Source organism: Nonomuraea sp. 3N208 (assembly GCF_052245935.1).
Lineage (GTDB): Bacteria > Actinomycetota > Actinomycetes > Streptosporangiales > Streptosporangiaceae > Nonomuraea.
Window position 1 is genome coordinate 1 of sequence record NZ_JBQQBR010000044.1, and the last position, 17633, is coordinate 17633.

Here is a 17633-nt window from a genome sequence, read left to right on the forward strand (position 1 = left end):
CCTGGAGCGCCCTGCACGGGCTGATCGTCCTGTCCCGCGGCGGCCGACTCCCCGCCTCAGGCCGCGAGGCCCGCCTGACGCTGCTGCTCGACCAGCTCAGCGCCACCCGCTGACCCAGCCACGTACGGTCAGTCGTTCCACACGGCGGCGACCTGCGACGCGAACTGTTCGCCGAAGTCACCTGGAGCGCGTTGCGCGGCGCGGGTTCGGGCCGCTGATCAGTACAAGGTCAGCGGCTCTCCCGCGATGGCTGACCAGCTCACCTACGCCCTCGATCGAGTTGTTCTGAACTCGTTCTGGCATGGCCAGCGACAACAATAGGAACATGCAGGATTTATCGACCAGAGCTGTCCTGAGGCGTGCTGCCCTCATCGGGTTAGTGACGGGCATTATCCCCACGGCCATCATCTGGGCGGACATGCAGGAGGAGGAGCTCGACGGGACCGCTCTCCTGCCGGAGATGTTCCTCCTGGCGATAATCCTGGGCACAGTGGGTGCGCAGATGGCCAGGCTGCCGCGCTGGGGCATGGTCGGTCTTGTCGGGGGCTCTGCGACTTGGTTGCTCATCGGTGCCCTCGCGGTGCTGGTGCCGGTCCCGGAGCCGGAGCTGTTCGGACCTCTACCGGCCCTTGTCGCCCCTGTCTACGTGGTCGGTGGTGCTGTCGGCTTCGCCCTGTCGGCGTGGTCGTTAATGTCGCCCCTTCGCTGGTGGGCGGTAGCCCTGGTCGTAACCGTGCCCATTGGATCCTGGGGCGCGGCGCAGTACAAGCCGCAGATCCTGGCCTGGTTTGAAGTCCGCAGCTTCGAGAGGTCCGGCGTGCCGCTGATCGCTCCAGCGATCCAGGGTTACCGGCTGGTTCACGTGGATCTCAATGCCGCCGGGCAGCGGGAATCGGAACCGTCCACCTGGCTGGAGTACTGGCGGGACGCCACGCCGAATCGGGGATTCTCCGAGATCCAGGTCACGGTCTGGCCCGCCGCGGCTGGAAACCCGCGAGATTCCTGCCTGGCGGTCACCGAGGACTACGGAATTCCGCTGCGGTGCAAATCGCTCCCAGGCGACCGATGGGTCCGGACCGGTGCCGGGTCCTCCTGGGTCACCGTCTTCGCCAGGTCGGGCGATGCGCTGGTCATGCTCAACGGTTCGAGCATTGCTGAGGCTGACCTGGTGGCAGCGCTGTCCACTTTCCGTCCCATCTCGGCCTACGAGCTTGCCATGCTCACGTGACCAGCAGAAGTACGGCGGGCCTGGCCCCCTCCCTGCCTTCACCGCGGCAGCGATGTGCCGCGGAGCGCTAGACGGAACACGATCAGGCTCATCCTCCCTTGCAGGACATCGATACCCCCAACCGACGTTCTCGCATGCCTGACGAGTCGCCTCGAACGCGACCAGATCGTGGCGTAGCTCGCGTACATGGCGGTGAACGGCGCGGAGCATGACTTGCTCCGGAGAAGGACGGTTATCAGGAGCAATCTTTAGCGTCCGCGTCCGACACGCTGCTGGCGCGGCGCTGCTGGAGGTTGTTGAGGCCGAATATCCGCACTCCTCTGCACATCTGCCCGTAGCCCCAGGTCGCCCGTGCACTCGACTTCGGACATCGACAACGGGTTCGGGACGATCGTTTCTGCGGAAACGCGATCACGACACGGCCCACCGATGCCCGTCCCGCAAACGACCGATTCGAGCAGGCGCGATCGCAGGTAACGCGTTCGTCACTATGGGTCCCGCTCGTGCCGGTTCGGTAGCACACTCTGGAGGCATGTCGAAGACGACGCCGGGGGCGGGACGTATGTCGGGTTCGCGGCTGTGGCGGGGTGTGGTGATCGCCGCGGTCGTGGTGCTGGCAGCCTCATTAGGGGCGGGGCTTGTCTGGTTCTTCGCCGATCCGCTGCACCTACCGGAGGACGTGCTGCAGGTGCTGGACCAGCGGGCCAGCGTGGTCGGCATGTTCACCGGCATGCTGGTCGGCGTGGCCGGGCTGGTAGTCGCCGTGGTGGCGTTGCGGGCGCAGGCCCGCGCCGAACGCCGGTCGGTTGCCGGCACCGCGCCTGGCACGCCGGCTGCCGAGCCAGGTGCGCCGCCGCGGGTGTCGGCCTCGGGGGAGCGGTCGGTCGCCATCGTCGGCGACAATTCCGGCATCGTCTCCACCGGTGATGGCGCGCGGAATGTGCAGATGCGGGCGGAGGCTTCGGGGGAGGGCCGGGTGTATCAGGCCGGCGGCGACCAGACCATCAATGAGCGATGACCACGCCTCCAGCGGCTGATTCCCCACAGCGGCAGCCGCTTGTCCAGATGGACGCCACCGCCTCAGGGCAGGGCCGCGTGTATCAGGCGGCCGGTGACCAGATCATCAACCACCATTACCCGCCCCGGCCGGAACCGGGCCAGATCGTCGAGGGCGATATACCGCAATGCCCGCCGGGCTTCCAGCCGCGTCCGCAGCTCCTGCAGCGGCTGGCCGACCTGCTGGGCGAGCCCGTGCAGGACGGGCAGGAAAGCGCCGGTGGCGGAGCGGTGGTGATCTGCGCGCTGGCCGGCACGCCCGGGGTGGGCAAGACCATGCTGGCCGCCTCCTACGCCTGGGCCTGCCAGGCCGCCCGCTGGCCGGTGGTGGCCTGGATCGCCGCCGAGACCACCGACCAGATCCTGACCGGCCTGGCCGCCCTGGCCGAGCGACTGGGCGAACGCCGCTCCGACGAGGACGCCGCCGCGGCCGCCCGCCGCGCCAAGGCGTGGCTGGCTGCCACCGCCCAGCCGGCGCTGCTGGTCTTCGACAACGCCACCGACGTGGCGGCCATTCGCCGTTGGTGCCCGGCCACTGGCGCGGCCCGGGTGGTCATCACCACCCGCAACCGCGCCTTCGCCCGCGCCTACGTGCCGCTTGAGGTGGAGGTGTTCACCCCCGGGCAGGCCGAGGCCTTCCTGCGGCGGCGCACCGGCCTGACCGACCCCGACGGCGCTGCCGAGCTCGCTCGCGAGCTGGGATACCTGCCGCTGGCGCTGGCCCAGGCCGCCGCGGTGATCGTCCGCCTGCGGCTGAGCTGTGCCGGCTACCTGGAGCTGCTGCACGGCCTCCCCGTCGGCGACCAGCTGGCCGCCCAGCACGGGGATGTCTACCCGGCTGGCACCGCCGAGGCCATCATGCTGTCGGTCACCCAGGCCGAGTCCGCCCTGCCCTTCGCCCACGACCTGCTGTCGATCGTGGCCGTGCTGTCGCCCTCCGGCGTCCCGCTGCAGGTCCTGTCCGCCCTGAGCGATGCGGGGAGCGGGGGGAGCATCGAGCCGGTACGCCTGCGAGAGATGCTCGCCGACCTGGCCGATACCTCGTTGATCACCTTCAGTGAGGATGGGACCACGGTCTTGATGCACCGCCTCATCCAGCGCGTACTGTGCGACCGGGCCGCCCACCACGGCGACCTCGACGCCGTCCTGGACCAGGCCATCGCTCTGCTCCAGGACTACACCGACACGCTGCCGGACGGCGCGCAGACCTGGGCGGCCCGCGCCGCGGTCGAGATGCTCATCGACCAGAGCGACGCCCTCTACCGGCGAGTCCCCGCCGACGAGCTCCTAGAGGATCTCCTGGCACTCCGCATCTGGTGTGGCAGATCTCTGCACGACCTGGCCGAGCTCGCCCGCGCCGTACAGCTGCTCGAGGCCACCCTCGCCGACTGCGAGCGGGTGCTCGGCCCCGACCACCCCCATGCCCTGATCTCCCGCACCTACCTCGCCTTCGCCTACCGGGAGGCGGGGGACCTGGGCCGGGCCATCCCCTTGTATGAGGCGACACTGGCCGACTGTGAGCGGGTGCTGGGCGCCGACCACCCCGACACCCTGATGACCCGTAACAACCTGTCCGCCGCCTATCATGCGGCGGGGGACTGGCGGCAGGCCATCGCGCTGCTCGAGGCCACCCTCGCCGACGTGGAGCGGGTGCTCGGCCTCGACCATCCCGAGACTCTGGCCTCCCGCCACAACCTCGCCATCGGCTACCAGGAGGCGGGGGACCTGAGCCGGGCCATCCGACTGTTCAAGGCCGCCCTCACCGGCCGCGAACACGTGCTCGGCCCTGATCACCCCTCGACCCTGACCACCCGCAACAACCTGGCCAGCGCCCACCAGGCAGCGGGGGACCTGAAGCGGGCCATCCGACTGTTCGAGGCCACCGTCAGCGACTATGAGCGGGTGCTGAGCCCCGACCACCCCGACACCCTGACCTGCCGCACCAACCTGGCCAACGCCTATCAGGTGGCGGGGGACCTGGACCAGGCCATCCCGCTGTATGAGCAGACGCTGGCCGAGCGCGAGCGCGTGCTCGGCTCCGACCACCCCCACACCCTGGCTTCCCGCACCTACCTAGCCAACGCCTATCAGGTGGCGGGGGACCTGGATCGGGCCATCTCGCTGCTTGAAGCCGCCCTCAGCGGCCATGAGCGGGTGCTGGGCGCCGACCATCCCGACACCCTGACCTGCCGCAGCAGCCTTGCCATCGCCTACGGGGCGGCGGGTGATCTGAAGCGGGCCATCCCGTTGCTCAAGGCCAGCGTCAGTGACCATGAGCGGGTGCTGGGCGCCGACCATCCCTCGACCCTGGCCTGCCGCAGCAACCTGGCCGACGCCTACGAGGCGGCGGGGAACCTGGGCCGGGCCATCCCGCTGTACGAGGCCACCCTCACCGACCGCGAACGCGTCCTCGGCCCCGACCACCCCGACACCCTGGCCTCCCGCGGCAACCTCGCCGGTGCCTACCGGGCGGCGGGGAACCTGGGCCCGGCCATCGCGCTGTACACGACCACCCTCACCGATTGTGAGCGAGTGCTGGGGAGTGATCATCCCATGACCCGTGTCGTCAGGGGGAATCTGGTGGTGGTCACCTCCGAGGCTGCTCTTCGAAGGGCTCGGGGGTGGAGGTAGTCGTAGGTACAAGATCAAGAGTGGTGTGTCTCTGAACTCACGGAACAGAGCAGCCTTCGGTGCTCACCGCAGCGAGATCCGCATCGGCTACGCCCGCGTCTCCACCGCCGGCCAGAACCTCGAACGCCAGCTGGACGCGCTCAAGGCGGCCGGGTGTCGGCGGGTCCTCGCCGAATTCCTGCGGGGCGCTCACCCAGCCCCGGTCGTGCGAGACCTCAACGACATCACGCAACGCGAGCGCGACGTGCTCACCCTCATCGGCAAGGGAATGTCCAACTCCGAGATCGCCGAACACCTTCACCTCACCGTCGGCACGGTCAAGACTCACATCGGCCGCCTCCTGGCCAAACTGCACGCCCGCGACCGGGCCCAGCTCGTCATCGCCGTCCATTCGCCGATCGCGGTGAAGGATCGCGCTCCGGCCAGGACCGCCGCCGCGGCCACCGCCAGTATCGAAGCCAGCGCGTGTCGGATCCCGCGTCGATCGCGTGGATCGGGAACCTGTCGTAAGTGATCCAGCAGGCTGGCGTACTCGGCGACTACGACGGGCATGGAGTCGCAGGCCACTTCGGCCAGTTGGTCCAGGACAGGGTTGATCGGCAATGATGAGGGGGCAGGCACGGCCTTCTCTGATCATTTGGCGTAGAGACCCTCATGATCTCGAAGATCGTGCCTGCTTGCTTACCCGGCCGGGCTCGCGCCCGTCACCCCGCGAACCGGACATCACATCCTTCAACGCCACTATGCCGAGGCCCTGCGTCGATCGGGGATGATGGCACGCGAACGCGGCCCCTGTTCTTGATCGACTGGCTTAGACAACCGACGATTATCGGGGGTCGCGTTCGTCATGCGCGCCCGAGGGTGCCCCTCAAGCACTCGGCCGCGTCATCCCCGCAGGCGCCCACCAACCGGAGAACGCTTCAGTCCTGGGTAGGGGCGATGGCTAACAGTTGAAGTAAAGGCCGTCTGCCCTATTACGTGCCTCGTACGGCAAATTGCCCCAGTTGTTAGGTCCCGACACCCAAAGATCGTCCCAGGTTTGCCCATTCCAGTTCTGGACATGCACCCAGGTATTATTGGGTAGCCGGTTCCGGATTGAATCGATCCAGTCGTTGTACTTGTCGGTAAAATTCAAGCGGATTCTGCACAGGTCGTTCGCGTAGGCAGTTCCGTATCCCCCAGCGTTGGGCTGGCTCCAGGCGCAGAACCAGCCGTCTGGGCAGCTTGCGTATCCCGAAGAGATTGGCGTGGAATACACAAACTGTGCAGTTACATCCTCCGCGTCCGGCGGCTCCTGAGCGTGAGCTGCTTCCGGGAGTAGAAATACTGCCAAGAGAGCCAGGGTTGTAGCTAATCCTCTCTTTGCCACAGGCTTACCTCCCTGTTGTGATGTCGTCTAGAACCCTAAGGTCAGATGAGTCTCTCGCATTGATATAGGGCTCCGGTCTTGGCGTAGAACAACGACCCGACCCCGCAAGCATGTCGGCCCGGCCGTTGCCAGTGGCGTCAGGCGGCACACCCGCAGCCGCATGGATGACTCAGGTGGCGATGGTGTACCTGTTGATTGGGGTTGCCTTAAAGGAGCTGCTGTCAGTGAGGCATTACCACCCCGTGACCGCTGTGAGCCGGTCGTCAGCACCACACCATCATGGCGTCGTAGCCGTGGAAACTGACCGATCCGGACTCCCATGCCGCGATGCCCAGGCCGTGCTCCCAGTCGTAGCTGCTCCTGTGGGCTGGGTCGCCAGAGACATAGTTGAGGAGGATCATGGGGTTTCCGTGGGTTCGGTAGTTGTACACACTGTCCCTATCCCACGGGATAGTGTCACTGCTAGTTTCGTCTTCCATGTTTTGGAAGCCGCAGCGACCGTTGTAAACCTTGGCCCCGCCACTGCTGTAGCCATTACCCACGCATGGATAGCCGTAATAGCAGTGGGTGGCGACGAAGCCTAATAGGTCGTCGTCCGCCGAGGCGGGTCGTGCCGTGACCATGAACAGCATGGATAGAGCGATGACGATGGCAGCGCCTACGCGTTTTCTCATGACCACCCCGTGGCTGTTTGATTGCGGTGGGCCGATTGCCGGTGCCGCTACCATCGCACGCCCGAATCATAATTCTGTCATAAGTGTGATTTCGCAGCGGTGGCAGATCGGACGGGTCGGGTAGGGGTTGTCGGCGGTGGCGACGTGTCCCACGTGGCGGCCGAGCACGTCGATCAGGGGATGACGGCACACGAACGCGACCCCTGTTCTTGATCGACTGGTTAGACAATGACGATCATGAGGGGTCGCGCTCGACATCTCCGCATCGGGCACCCTCAACCATCCACTTATCCCCGGGCCGCGACCGTCTCACCAGACGAGAACGCTTCAGCCCTGGGTACGCCAGGGCCTTGTTCATGGCGCTCATCACGTCAGGCGCCTTCACGACCCACGTGTAGGGCGCCTCTCCGTCGAATCGTTCGGTACCGGCAATGGTCACTGTGCAGGTCTTCATCATCTCCTGTGGCTCCTCGATCGTTCGGCGTGCAGCACCATGAGGTGAGAGTCCAAGTGGATGGGGACTCTCGCACTGGTGAAGACGGTTCAGTGGCACGGCGTGCGGTTGGCAGAGGGAGGGCGGAGACTCGATGCCTGGGGCCTGGAGCGCGGACTGAACACCTGAGCACGAGTTCCGGATTCGTCCCGATCAAGGACTCGCGCTCCGTTTCGAAAGGCGCGGCGGACGCGCCCGCGTAGGCGTCCGCCGCGCTGCTCTTATCGGGCTTCACCCCGGAGGATCTGATCGAAGGTGTGTCTGGCGGTCGCGGTCAACGTCCATGGGGTTTCGCGGAGGGTGCCCTTCTCTTGGTCCGTACGGCGGACGAAGCCCTGGCCGGCGGCGCGCAGCTCGTACGTCGTTCGGCGGCACTCGCAGGCGTGTGAGACCACGCGTGGACCAGATCCAGATCCAACATTCTCATTCAGAGCCACCCGGGTTGCGGCTTCTTTGAGGGCTGGCCGGGACGGGGGGTCAGGCCGACCCGATCGCATCGGACAGCCAGACGAAGCCCACGAATAACGCGAACAGTGCCATGGTCGGCACGATCCAGGCCAGCCACTTCGGCGGGTCGAACAGATACGACTCCATTGGGTCGGCTGGATTGTAGTGAACGTGCGGCTGATCGGGCAGCCGGTCGACGAACGCTTGGATCGAGTTCTGCGGACCGTAGGACAAGCCGATCCGTCCGATCTTGTCATTGGTGTGCTCGACACCGTCGACCGTGTAGGAATATGCCACCAGAGCCCGAAAACGTCTGCCTTCTCCGGCGATCGATTTATGGATGATACGTCCGGTTATGGTCGGCCAGTCGCGTGTACGCCGATGTGAGGCGGACATGCGACGAACCTGCCAGAACGCGGTGCCGCTGATCGCGAATGCCAGCAGAGCTAGCAGAAGGCTCCCCATCGCTGTGACCCCGTTCCCTTCCTCGAAGTACGCCCAAGGAATGATCCTGCTCCTTCACGAAGGGCGAGGGACCGCGATGGGCCCTAAGGCTCAGTGTCCCGGGCATAGCGCCGAGGCCGTCAAGGACCTGTGGCTCCTCGTCTGGCGGTGGGAAGCGCGCCCGCTAGATGGACATCTCGCTGCCCGGCCGCGCTCCCGTGTGCCGACGGTCCTCCGGGCGTCCGTCGGAAGGGCAGCAATGGCCTGGTCACGCACTCAATCCCGTCTATCCTTGCCAGGGGTTAGAGGTGCGGTGCCCGGGCGCGGGCCAGCCGTCGAGGCTGAAAACCTGGCCGCAGCGATAAGCGTCGATTCCGGTGCGGACGTAGCTGACGACGTCGGCGGGCAGGTCGTCGAGGCCGAACCATTGATCGTCTGTTCTGTAGGTTGATCATCGATTTTTGGCGCAGGCTGGGTCACGGCTTCCCGACGCGTGACGGCCGGTTTAGACGTGGGTGAGTGCTCGGGCGGAGGCTTCGAGGATGCCGCCCAGAGCGGTGCGGGCTCGGGTGAGGTCGGCTATGCGGGAGTCCAGCTCGGCGTACTGGGTTCTGAGGTGATCGAGAACGCATGCCTGGAGCGCGGTGCCGTCGCCGACGAAGCAGGGCATAAGCTCGCGGATGACCTTGGTAGAGAGCCCGGCGGCGAGCAGGGTGCGGATGCGGGCGACGGTGGCGGGAGCCTCGAGATCGTAATGGCGGTGGCCGCCTTCGCTGCGGTGGGAGGTGAGCAGCCCCTGGGCCTCGTAGTAGCGCAGGAGACGTATGGCCACGCCTGTTTCGCGGGACAGCTCCCCGATCTTCATGTGACCCACCTCATAGGGCAGCGGCTTGAATCTGACACCAGTGTCACATCCTAACGTTGCTCACATGACGACGACTTCGACTACACCAGCGCCCGTTTCGCTCTACGGATTCCTGACCCCCAAGCCCGGACACGCCGACGAGTTCAGGAAGCTCCTGATGGACCTCGTCGAGCCGTCTCGAGGGCACGAGGGCAACCTTCAATACCACCTCCACGAGCAGGAGGACGATCGCTTCTTCCTCTATGAGGTCTGGCGTTCGCAGGAGGACCTCGACCGGCACAACGCGACCCCACTGCTGCGCGCCTTCATGGACGAACTGCCCGAGCACATCGAAGGAGCGCCCGAGGCCTACTTCGGCGCGATGAGGAGTCCCTATCCGGCCATCGTGGCCTGACCGGAGGGCTTGCAGCAGACTCGAAGAGTTCCTGACGGAGTCAGAGTTTGGCCAGTCGACGCCAGCAGATGATGCCGCAGGCCAGGCTGAGGAAGGCTTCGTGGATGTCGTCGCGGATCTCCCAGCGGATGCGCAGCCGGCGGAACCAGTGCAACAGCGCCGATATCTGGCCGCTCCACCGGGGCAGGGGGTTCGACCCACGACATGCTGTGGACATACCACTGCTATACCGCCGGTGTTTCGCATTCTTCGCGGTGCTCTGATCACAGGCGGAGCACCGCGAAGTTCTCGTTAACTGACAAGGATCGAATCTCATGCGGAAGCTCTCCCCCTCGAAGATGCTCGCCACTGTTGTCGGGGTCTCTGCGGCCTTCGCCGTACTGACGCCGGCCACGACCGCCACGGCCTCCACCACCGCCTCCTCGAGCGTCTCTTCGGCTGGCTGCAAGGACAAGTGGAGCAAGCTGAACACGAAGGACGGCTTCGTCAGCTACGTCCTGAAGCTCTGCAGCAACGGCTACGGCGAGGCGCGCGGCAGCGTGACGGACACCAAGAACGACGTCTGGACGACCGTGGTCGAGGTCTCCTTCAAGAAGAGCAACGGCAACGAAATTTACGGCGGGTACAAGGAGGCCGGCCGGAACAAGGGCCACAAGAGCTTCAAATGGTCCACGACCCGCACCAACCTCGACCGGATTACGATCAGGGCCAAGCGCTGCCTCCCGGGCACGATCGTGTGCAACAACACCAAGACCTACACGCTCTACCCCTGATCTGAGGCGCGGCAGTCGGGTCGCCAATGGCTGTCAGTTTCGGTGAGAGATGGCCGAGACCTTCGGAGTCATCGGGCCGCGCGTACCTTCGTGCAGCCGAGTAGCCGCCGCGACCGCCGCAGTAAATACCGGCTCCGCTGCAGCGAGGACAACGCGGTCAGGCGGTGAAGCCTCCGCACCCGCAAGCAGACTGGCGCCGTCCCCAGCACTCAACCTGCTCCATCGGCGCCGTCCACATCGAGGACAGCGGGCCGTAGGTCGTTCCAGCGGTAGTCGCAGTTCTCAGGGGGAAGGCCCTCGAATGTGTGGAGGGCGTCGATTTCCAGGTCGCACAATCGCTGCTCTTGCGAAAGCGCGTGGTAGGCCAGGGCCTTGTTAATGGCGCTCATCACGTCAGGCGCCTCCACGACCCAGGTATAGGGTGCCTCGCCGTCGAATCGCTCCGTGCCGGCGATGGTGACGGTGAAGGTCTTCATTTCCCTTCTCATCGCGCCTCGCTCTGGAGGATCTGATCGAAGGTGTGCCTGGCGGTCGCGATCAACGTCCAGGCGGTCTCACGGACGGTGCCCTTCTCTCGGTCTGTACGGCGGACGAAGCCCTGGCCGGCGGCGGTGCACAGTTCGTACGTCGTTACCTTGCACTCGCACGTGTGCGAGACCACGCGGATGCGCGGTGCTCGGTTGGCCGGTTCGTACCAGGGGAGGGTGACGTGGCCCGGCTTGGGCGGCTCGACGTGCGGGCCGTGGAAGTCGGGGATCTCGTCTCGCCAGGTCACCAGGTCCTCCCTTCGAAGACCTCGACGAGGTTCTTGAGCGCGATGTCGACGCGAGCCATGACGAGCTCGTGGACGTGATCGCCCTCGGAGGGCACCCGGTAGCCGTGTTTCTCCAGTACGGTCTGGACTTCCGCGGTCAGGAGGGGCGTGAATCGTACGTCTGTGATTGAGTTGCCCATGGGTCGGACCTCCGGTGTCCGATCTGTAAGGGCCCGTCTCAGCGCTTGCCCCGCTGGGCGGGCCCGTAGTTCTCATTCAGGATGGTTGCTGCTCAACTGGCTTTCGCTTTCGATGCCTTGCACAGCGCTAAGGCTCATTCCTTCGCAAAGGCAGCGCGACGCCACAGTTCGTGTCCAGCTCTAGGGAAACGTGGTCAAGGCCGTGTGGCCGCTGCTGGGGGTTGGCGCCATGAACAGAAACGCGCCAGCAGCGGCGAACTGCACTGCGGCCGCAACGACCCAACCACGCGCCCGAGACCAGCCAGATCGCGCCCTCATGCGCGAAGGGTAGGCCCGAGAACGCCGACTGAACAGAGTCGGTGAGGCCCGCACGCGAAGGAGGGGCCTGTCTCGGATCGGCCAGGTGACGGGCGCATGGGGGTCACCCGGGGCAGATATGGTGGCGTTTCAATCGGTCACCGGAGCGAGAGCTTCGTGCCAGCGCGCGGTGTCGGTGTACTGGTGCAGCCAGGAGATCTGTCCATCGGTGACGCGCCACAGGTGGACGAACTCGGCCTGGTAGGCGCGTCCAGTGGCTCGCGCGGCGCCTCGGTAATGCCCGGTGACCACGACGATCCCGTCGGTGGTCTCATGCCAGGCCTCCTCGAAGGGGGCGGTGTCGTACTCGGCGAAGACCGCGCCCCAGACCCGGGTGAGCGTCTCCTGTGGCCCCTGGAAGGTGCCTCCGGCGCCGCATGGCATGCCCGGTGCGGTGTGGGCCTGGAACAGCGGATGGAGGAGGGCGAGGATCGCGACGCCGTCGCCTGCTTGGGCGGCGCTGTAGAAGCCTTGGACGACTTCGGACCCCGTGGGCATGTCTCTCCTTAGTAGACGATACATTCTAGAATCGACTCACTACTATCATGGAGAGACGCCCAGTGGGAAGAGCAGCCAAGTTCAGCCAGGACCAGATTCTCAATGCGGCCTTGGCCATCACGGCCGAGGACGGACCGGGCGCCGCCACGATGGCCGCCATCGCCGCCCGGCTCGGCGCTCCGACCGGATCGCTGTACCACCGATTCAGTTCCCGCGATCTCTTGCTGGCCACCTTGTGGATACGTAGCGTGCGGAGTTTTCAACGCGGGTTCGTCGAGGCCTTGGCCACCGGCGACGCTCAGGCGGCCGCCCTGCACACACCGAGGTGGTGCCGCCGGCATCCCGCCGAGGCCGCGTTGTTGTTGCTCCATCGCCGACAGGAACTGGCCACCAGATGGCCTGCCGAACTCGGCGCGAACCTCGACACGTTGAACGCCCAGGTTTCGGACGCACTGAACTCCTTCATCGCCCGCCATCCCGGCGTCGACCGCGAACGGCTGACCTTCGCCACGGTCGATGTCCCATACGGCGCAGTCCGACGCTATCTGCTGGAACGACGCCCGCCGCCACCACTGGTCGATGAGCTGATCACATCTGCCTGCCACGCAGTACTCTCGCTGCCAAATGCATGACAGCCGCGCTCAAGATCGAAACGTAACCATCGCGAGACGTGCGCTAGATCCCGAGCTTCCGCGCCGGTGGGCAGCGTGTCGGTCAGCGACACGGACGTGGCTGTGTTGGGGCCCTTGTTGACGGCCTTGACCACGTACGTGAGCACATTGCCGGGGACCGCCCTCCGCTACCAGCCCTCGCCCTGGCCATGAACGCCTCGGCCTTCTCAATCATCTCCTCGGCGATCACCTGGGGGTGCCTGGGCGTTCTGCCAGATTCAGCTGCTCAAGTTAGATCGTCGAACTCCCCGTCCTTGACGCCACCAAAGAATGCTTGAAGTTCAGAACGAGTGAAAGCCAAGACAGGCCCAGCTGGGTTCTCGCTGTCGCGGAAGAGCACCAAGGGTCCTCGGTCGGCCTTGTGGGGTGCATCCGCTGGGGCGCCGTCGGAGAGCGCGACCTCTACACAGCCGTTGCCGCCGTCGCTCCGCCGACTCTTCCGCCAGATGAGAGTGGTGGGATCGATTGGACTCGTGTGCATGTCTGGCAGATCCTCTTTCATCTATAGACGGCCAACCACTTCTGAGATCAGCTCTACCGATTCGTGTGGGCTAAGCGCCATTGCGCGCATTTGGTCAAAGGCGAGGCTATAGCGGTGAACCTCCCTATCGTCCTCAATCCAGAGGCTGCTCGTCATGGTCTCGATGTAGACCACGTCAGGGTCGTACACCTCGGGAAACGACAGGATGGAGAACGGGGTGTTGGCCCCGGGATGGGCGCCGACGGAGCTGGCCAGGATCTGGATCGTCACGTTGGGCAGTTCCGACAGTTGGATCAGAGACTCACACTGGGCTCTCATGATGTCCGCACCGCCGATCAGGCGATGAAGGGCGGCTTCATCCAGGACCATCCAAATGCTGAGGGGGCTGTCCAGATGGAGGACTCTTTGCCGCGTCATGCGGATCTCGACGCGACGATCAACCTCAGAAGCGGACGTGAACGGGACCAGGGCCGCCTTGATGACCGCCCGTGCATAGTCCTCGGTTTGTAGGAGGCCGTGGATGAGAGTTTGAGAGAAGCACTGGATGGCGGTGGCCTCAGATTCCAGGCTGATGTAGTTCGCGTAGTCGGTTGAGATCGTCTCGTACGTATCCCACCAGCCGCGCTGCATAGCGGTTCGCGCGAGATCCGTGAGAGCGTCGCGCCTGGAGCCCGATACGCCGCGAACTCGCACATGCTGGCCGCGCCGCCACCGGGGTCCTTCCGGGGGGTGGACGAGGCGGACGTCTACGTCTTCCTGGGGCGGCACGCCTGGGTCAGCGTCTCCAGACGGTGGCGTCCAAGGTGACGGTCTCCTTGCCGAATTTGATCACTTGGAGCCGGGCGACGGTCCCGTTCGCGGTTCTCACGCAGAGAATGTCGTCTGTCCGTGTAATGACATAATCATCCTTCCCCGCCTGGGCCACGGCCTCGCACTCGGCCCGGGAGTTCACCTGTCCCGGCGCGACCATGAGTTTGGTGTCGTTCATGGCCTCGAAGTCCACGTCAGCGTACTTCCAGATGATGTTGGCGGCATGGATGTCGATCTCGGCGTCGCTGCCGGTAAGGGTCTTGGAGTCGAAGTCGACGTCCTCGACTTTGAAGGATTTCAGGGTGAGGGGGCCTCGATAGGCGGGAAGGGGCTCGGGAGACGCGGTGACCGTCACGACGGATTGCGGCTCATTGTTTGCAGTGCATCCTGCCACCCCCAGAAGGAGAGCGGCGACGATCGCGGTCACTCTATGGCCTGTACTCACCTTTGGCACGGTTGAGGCTGCGGAATGCCCGGTACGGCTGAGGCGCCCGCGCATGTTGTTCTCCCTTATTCACGGCGCCCAGCCGTCGCGCTTAAGGCCGCCAGGTGTGGATCATGTACCGCAGCTTAGCGAGCACCGGTATAAGTCGGGTATGTCGCTGCGGGGTGGGCCACTACGCGAGGTCGCAACGATGCTGGCGAAGTGTCACTGGAGTACGAAGAGCCAAGGGCATAACCGAGCTGCCGGCCACGCTGGCCCTGCTGGTCCGCGCCAATGTCACGTCGAAGGGGTTGGTCGCTTACACGGGAGGCGAACCCAGAACGAGTCCCTACGTCGCGTTCATGCTGTTCCGATGCGGCGACGAGCGGCCCTGGATGGGCATCGACTTCTCTGAGGTGGCGAAGGGACGGAACGTGGTCGCGGACTCGATCGAGTTGCTCCGCATCGCCCGAAGCCGGTACGGCGAGATACATAAATGCAAACCCGAGGCGGCCTAGCGACGGCAGTCTCCATTCGTGAGCTGAGCTGTGGGTTTATGCCGCAGTCAGGCGGATGCGTTTGTGGAACAGCGGGCCCGAACCTGATGTCGGCGTGGCCAGATTGACCAGGGGGCGGAGGCGCTCTGCCCGCCTACCTGGCCCGCGCGCACGATGAGACGCTCGCCGCGGGCCCGGTTCACGGTCGCCAGCGTCGAGCAGGGCCAGCGGCGCATTGATGTGGACGAGCTGGTGGCGCTCGCGGAAGTGCTCGGTGTGGAGTCTGCGGTGTTGCTGACGCCGGTGGCTGTCCAACGGCCAAGTGCGGGTCGTGGTCGTAGATGCGGGCACGTAACGGGCGTCTTCTGGCCGTTCGAGCTGTATGTGGCGTGCCGGTGGGGGCATACGGCTCTACTGGAGGAGTGGACGTGGCCGCCGGAGTGTCCGGAGCCGGGGTGTGATCAGGCCGGGGAGCTGCTGCGGAAACGGAGAATACGAGCGACATGAACGACCGGCCGGAGTGAGCGAGCTGACCCAATGTCGGGCACCTCGGCACGCACAAAACGGGCAGCCGGGAGGAAATGTGCGAACTGTCACATTGAGCACGACTCGTGGGTCGCGGCCGTCAGCCCAGTGGTATTCATGATCACACCATTGGCAATCGAAAGGATATTCGTGCGCACACGCAAGCTGGCGACCCTCCTGGCTGGCGCGGCCCTGGCCTCCACCACGCTGGTTGCGGGCGCCGCCCCGGCCAGCGCGGCTGGACCCTGCGGCAGCAGCTACTCCCGGGTCGGCGTCTACGCCATCCCCGAGAGCGGGACCCGCACGGGCACTCTGGAGGTGTACTACAGCTCCAGCACCGGTAAGAACTGCGCCCTGGCCTACGGCTACGGCTCCACCTACGGCACCACGACGTGGAAGGGCGTCTCGATATCGAGAGCTGACGGCAGCGGGTATGACCCTGATGCCGACTATTACAAGTACTACGCCGGCCCGGTGTACGTCTCGGCGCCTGGCCAGTGCATTGACGTGACCGGAACGGTAGTGGCCGGGAAGGTCACCGAGCTCAACAACGTGCACTGCGGCTGAACTTCTTCTGAGAGGGCGTCTGAAGTGCGAAGTTTGTGATTGATTGCCGGTTACGTGTATCGCCAGGTTGGGGTGGATTCGCCCGTTATGCGTCGGGCGAGGTTGTCGATGGACGCCAGGCGGATCATGGCTGCGGCGTGGTCTGGCCGCGTCTCGTAGTCGCGGGCTAGCCGGCGGTGGAGCATGAGCCGGCCCAGGGTGCGTTCAACGACCCAGCGGCGCTTGACCACGTGAAGTCCGGGCTGGTTTGAGCGCCGTGGAACGACCTCGACGTCGATGCCCAAGCGGGCGCCGTGTTCGACGGCGGCGTTCTTGAAGCCGGTGTCCACCCAGGCCTTGGTGATCGTGGGATAGGTCCGGCTGGCTTGGGTGAGCAGGGTCTTGCCGATGGCGTTGTCGGACAGATCGGCGGCGACGACGGTGATGGCCAGGAGCAGACCGAGGGTGTCGGTCAGGATTCCCCGTTTGCGGCCGACGATCTTCTTGCCGGCGTCGATGTCCTGGGTGTCGAGTGGGACGTTGGTTGAGGTCTTGGCGCTCTGGCTGTCGATGACGCAGGCGCTGGGTTCGGGCTTACGTCCTTCCTTGGTGCGGGCCAGGCCGGTCAGGTCGGTGCCTAACCGGTCGAAGATGCCTTCCTTGGCCCAGGCGGAGAAGTAGTAGTACACGGTCGTGCGGGGCGGGAAGTCGTGGGGCAGGTGCTTCCAGGCGATGCCGGTGCGGTTGACGTAGAGGATGGCGTCGAAGATGTCGCGCAGGCTGGTCGACGGGTCTGCAACGGTGATCCCGGCCCGCGCACGGGCCTGCATGCGTGCGGTTCGCCAGGCGCTCAGGGTCGGCTCGATTAACGCCCAGCGGGCATCGGATAGATCCGAGGGGTATGGACGGCGTGAGGTCGTAGTCCTCGTGCTAGCAACTGTCGCCGTAGAAGGCCCGCATCTGTCGAGTTGGGCGATTCGAGGGCATCCCGAGATCGGACGGGCAGGAGGTGTCTCATCAGACAAAATGCCAAGGTCAGCCGGCGAGTCATCACGTCGGTCATCGCCCAGTACACCCGCGATTCGGAGCTGGCCGGATCGTGTTCGTAGTCGCGCACCAGGCGCCGGTGCAGGGACATCCTGCCGTACGTCCGCTCCACCACCCACCGCTTGGGCTGCGGGACGAATCCGACCTCGGCGGGGTTACGCGCGACGATCTTCACGTCGATGCCGTGGGTGGCGCCGTGGGCGACCACGCTGCTCTTGAAGCCTTGATCGACCAAGGCGGTCTGGACACTGCCAGGCAGTGTGGCGGCGGCGACCCGGTCCAGCAGCGCGTTCCCGATGGCGTTGTCGTGCATCGAGGCTGCCACGACCACCACCGCGATGACCAGGCCCAGCACATCCACAGCCAGCCCACGCTTGCGACCCGGTACTTTCTTGCCGTTATGTCTGGACCGGCATAACGGGAAAAAGATCGCCGCAAACGCAGCATCG

The 17633-nt window shown here is 65.3% G+C and carries 23 protein-coding genes and 2 pseudogenes; 9 read left to right on the top strand and 16 right to left on the bottom strand.

What is annotated here, in order from left to right:
* Positions 1 to 301: 301 nt before the first annotated feature.
* The 4 genes and pseudogenes from ACTWPT_RS46730 to ACTWPT_RS46745 form a co-directional block, all read left to right on the top strand.
* Complete coding sequence (locus ACTWPT_RS46730; protein WP_443184002.1) at positions 302 to 1228, top strand: hypothetical protein; 927 nt, start codon at positions 302 to 304, stop codon at positions 1226 to 1228.
* A 532-nt stretch (positions 1229 to 1760) separates the two neighbouring features.
* The gene (locus tag ACTWPT_RS46735; protein ID WP_443184003.1) at positions 1761 to 2246 is read left to right on the top strand and encodes a hypothetical protein; all 486 of its coding nucleotides are present in this window, start codon (positions 1761 to 1763) and stop codon (positions 2244 to 2246) included.
* The gene (locus tag ACTWPT_RS46740) at positions 2243 to 4915 is read left to right on the top strand and encodes a tetratricopeptide repeat protein (RefSeq protein WP_443184004.1); all 2673 of its coding nucleotides are present in this window, start codon (positions 2243 to 2245) and stop codon (positions 4913 to 4915) included. The genes ACTWPT_RS46735 and ACTWPT_RS46740 overlap by 4 nt, the downstream gene beginning before the upstream one ends.
* A gap of 25 nt (positions 4916 to 4940) precedes the next feature.
* Positions 4941 to 5237, top strand: a pseudogene (locus ACTWPT_RS46745) (LuxR C-terminal-related transcriptional regulator); the annotation flags it as partial.
* Positions 5238 to 5239: 2 nt separating this feature from the next.
* Here ACTWPT_RS46745 and ACTWPT_RS46750 read toward each other — a convergent pair.
* From ACTWPT_RS46750 to ACTWPT_RS46770, 5 genes are all read right to left on the bottom strand, one after another.
* Complete coding sequence (locus ACTWPT_RS46750) at positions 5240 to 5467, bottom strand: transposase family protein (RefSeq protein ID WP_443184081.1); 228 nt, start codon at positions 5465 to 5467, stop codon at positions 5240 to 5242.
* A gap of 391 nt (positions 5468 to 5858) precedes the next feature.
* Positions 5859 to 6284, bottom strand: a complete 426-nt coding sequence (locus tag ACTWPT_RS46755) for a peptidase inhibitor family I36 protein (protein WP_443184005.1) — start codon at positions 6282 to 6284, stop codon at positions 5859 to 5861.
* 263 nt (positions 6285 to 6547) lie between these two features.
* Entirely contained in the window at positions 6548 to 6958 is a 411-nt protein-coding gene (locus tag ACTWPT_RS46760; RefSeq protein WP_443184006.1) for a hypothetical protein, read from the bottom strand.
* A gap of 970 nt (positions 6959 to 7928) precedes the next feature.
* The gene (locus tag ACTWPT_RS46765; protein WP_443184007.1) at positions 7929 to 8363 is read right to left on the bottom strand and encodes a DUF3592 domain-containing protein; all 435 of its coding nucleotides are present in this window, start codon (positions 8361 to 8363) and stop codon (positions 7929 to 7931) included.
* A 484-nt stretch (positions 8364 to 8847) separates the two neighbouring features.
* Positions 8848 to 9207, bottom strand: a complete 360-nt coding sequence (locus ACTWPT_RS46770; RefSeq protein WP_443184008.1) for a MerR family transcriptional regulator — start codon at positions 9205 to 9207, stop codon at positions 8848 to 8850.
* Positions 9208 to 9271: 64 nt separating this feature from the next.
* Between ACTWPT_RS46770 and ACTWPT_RS46775 the strand changes: the two genes are divergently transcribed.
* Positions 9272 to 9601, top strand: coding sequence for a putative quinol monooxygenase (locus tag ACTWPT_RS46775; protein ID WP_443184009.1), 330 nt, complete (start codon positions 9272 to 9274; stop codon positions 9599 to 9601).
* 40 nt (positions 9602 to 9641) lie between these two features.
* Here the strand turns inward: ACTWPT_RS46775 and ACTWPT_RS46780 are convergent, their stop codons facing one another.
* The gene (locus tag ACTWPT_RS46780; RefSeq protein WP_443184010.1) at positions 9642 to 9818 is read right to left on the bottom strand and encodes a hypothetical protein; all 177 of its coding nucleotides are present in this window, start codon (positions 9816 to 9818) and stop codon (positions 9642 to 9644) included.
* 97 nt (positions 9819 to 9915) lie between these two features.
* Here ACTWPT_RS46780 and ACTWPT_RS46785 point away from each other — a divergent pair, with 97 nt between their 5' ends.
* Positions 9916 to 10374 (top strand): hypothetical protein, encoded by a 459-nt coding sequence (locus ACTWPT_RS46785; protein WP_443184011.1) that lies wholly within the window; start codon positions 9916 to 9918, stop codon positions 10372 to 10374.
* Positions 10375 to 10583: 209 nt separating this feature from the next.
* On the opposite strand, the gene ACTWPT_RS46790 is transcribed toward ACTWPT_RS46785, so the two are convergent.
* The 4 genes from ACTWPT_RS46790 to ACTWPT_RS46805 form a co-directional block, all read right to left on the bottom strand.
* A complete protein-coding gene (locus tag ACTWPT_RS46790) occupies positions 10584 to 10850 on the bottom strand; it encodes a hypothetical protein (protein WP_443184012.1) in 267 nt (88 codons plus the stop codon).
* A gap of 8 nt (positions 10851 to 10858) precedes the next feature.
* A complete protein-coding gene (locus tag ACTWPT_RS46795) occupies positions 10859 to 11149 on the bottom strand; it encodes a hypothetical protein (protein WP_443184013.1) in 291 nt (96 codons plus the stop codon).
* The gene (locus ACTWPT_RS46800; RefSeq protein WP_443184014.1) at positions 11146 to 11328 is read right to left on the bottom strand and encodes a hypothetical protein; all 183 of its coding nucleotides are present in this window, start codon (positions 11326 to 11328) and stop codon (positions 11146 to 11148) included. Before ACTWPT_RS46800 ends, ACTWPT_RS46795 begins: the two co-directional genes overlap by 4 nt.
* 447 nt (positions 11329 to 11775) lie before the next feature.
* A complete protein-coding gene (locus ACTWPT_RS46805; RefSeq protein ID WP_443184015.1) occupies positions 11776 to 12183 on the bottom strand; it encodes a nuclear transport factor 2 family protein in 408 nt (135 codons plus the stop codon).
* 62 nt (positions 12184 to 12245) lie between these two features.
* Here ACTWPT_RS46805 and ACTWPT_RS46810 point away from each other — a divergent pair, with 62 nt between their 5' ends.
* A complete protein-coding gene (locus tag ACTWPT_RS46810) occupies positions 12246 to 12815 on the top strand; it encodes a TetR/AcrR family transcriptional regulator (RefSeq protein ID WP_443184016.1) in 570 nt (189 codons plus the stop codon).
* Here the strand turns inward: ACTWPT_RS46810 and ACTWPT_RS46815 are convergent.
* The 4 genes and pseudogenes from ACTWPT_RS46815 to ACTWPT_RS46830 form a co-directional block, all read right to left on the bottom strand.
* Positions 12725 to 12964: pseudogene (locus ACTWPT_RS46815) on the bottom strand (hypothetical protein); the annotation flags it as partial. The gene ACTWPT_RS46810 and the pseudogene ACTWPT_RS46815 sit on opposite strands and share 91 nt — an antisense overlap.
* A gap of 116 nt (positions 12965 to 13080) precedes the next feature.
* Complete coding sequence (locus ACTWPT_RS46820; RefSeq protein ID WP_443184017.1) at positions 13081 to 13356, bottom strand: DUF397 domain-containing protein; 276 nt, start codon at positions 13354 to 13356, stop codon at positions 13081 to 13083.
* Positions 13357 to 13965, bottom strand: coding sequence for a DUF5753 domain-containing protein (locus ACTWPT_RS46825; RefSeq protein WP_443184018.1), 609 nt, complete (start codon positions 13963 to 13965; stop codon positions 13357 to 13359).
* 145 nt (positions 13966 to 14110) lie between these two features.
* Positions 14111 to 14572, bottom strand: coding sequence for a hypothetical protein (locus tag ACTWPT_RS46830; protein WP_443184019.1), 462 nt, complete (start codon positions 14570 to 14572; stop codon positions 14111 to 14113).
* A 359-nt stretch (positions 14573 to 14931) separates the two neighbouring features.
* Between ACTWPT_RS46830 and ACTWPT_RS46835 the strand changes: the two genes are divergently transcribed.
* Complete coding sequence (locus ACTWPT_RS46835; RefSeq protein ID WP_443184020.1) at positions 14932 to 15087, top strand: hypothetical protein; 156 nt, start codon at positions 14932 to 14934, stop codon at positions 15085 to 15087.
* A 654-nt stretch (positions 15088 to 15741) separates the two neighbouring features.
* The gene (locus ACTWPT_RS46840) at positions 15742 to 16158 is read left to right on the top strand and encodes a hypothetical protein (protein ID WP_443184021.1); all 417 of its coding nucleotides are present in this window, start codon (positions 15742 to 15744) and stop codon (positions 16156 to 16158) included.
* A 50-nt stretch (positions 16159 to 16208) separates the two neighbouring features.
* Here the strand turns inward: ACTWPT_RS46840 and ACTWPT_RS46845 are convergent, their stop codons facing one another.
* Together ACTWPT_RS46845 and ACTWPT_RS46850 are read right to left on the bottom strand one after the other, a co-directional pair.
* Positions 16209 to 17114, bottom strand: coding sequence for an IS5 family transposase (locus ACTWPT_RS46845; protein ID WP_443184082.1), 906 nt, complete (start codon positions 17112 to 17114; stop codon positions 16209 to 16211).
* Positions 17003 to 17614, bottom strand: a complete 612-nt coding sequence (locus ACTWPT_RS46850) for a transposase (protein WP_443184083.1) — start codon at positions 17612 to 17614, stop codon at positions 17003 to 17005. The genes ACTWPT_RS46845 and ACTWPT_RS46850 overlap by 112 nt, the downstream gene beginning before the upstream one ends.
* Positions 17615 to 17633: the final 19 nt, after the last annotated feature.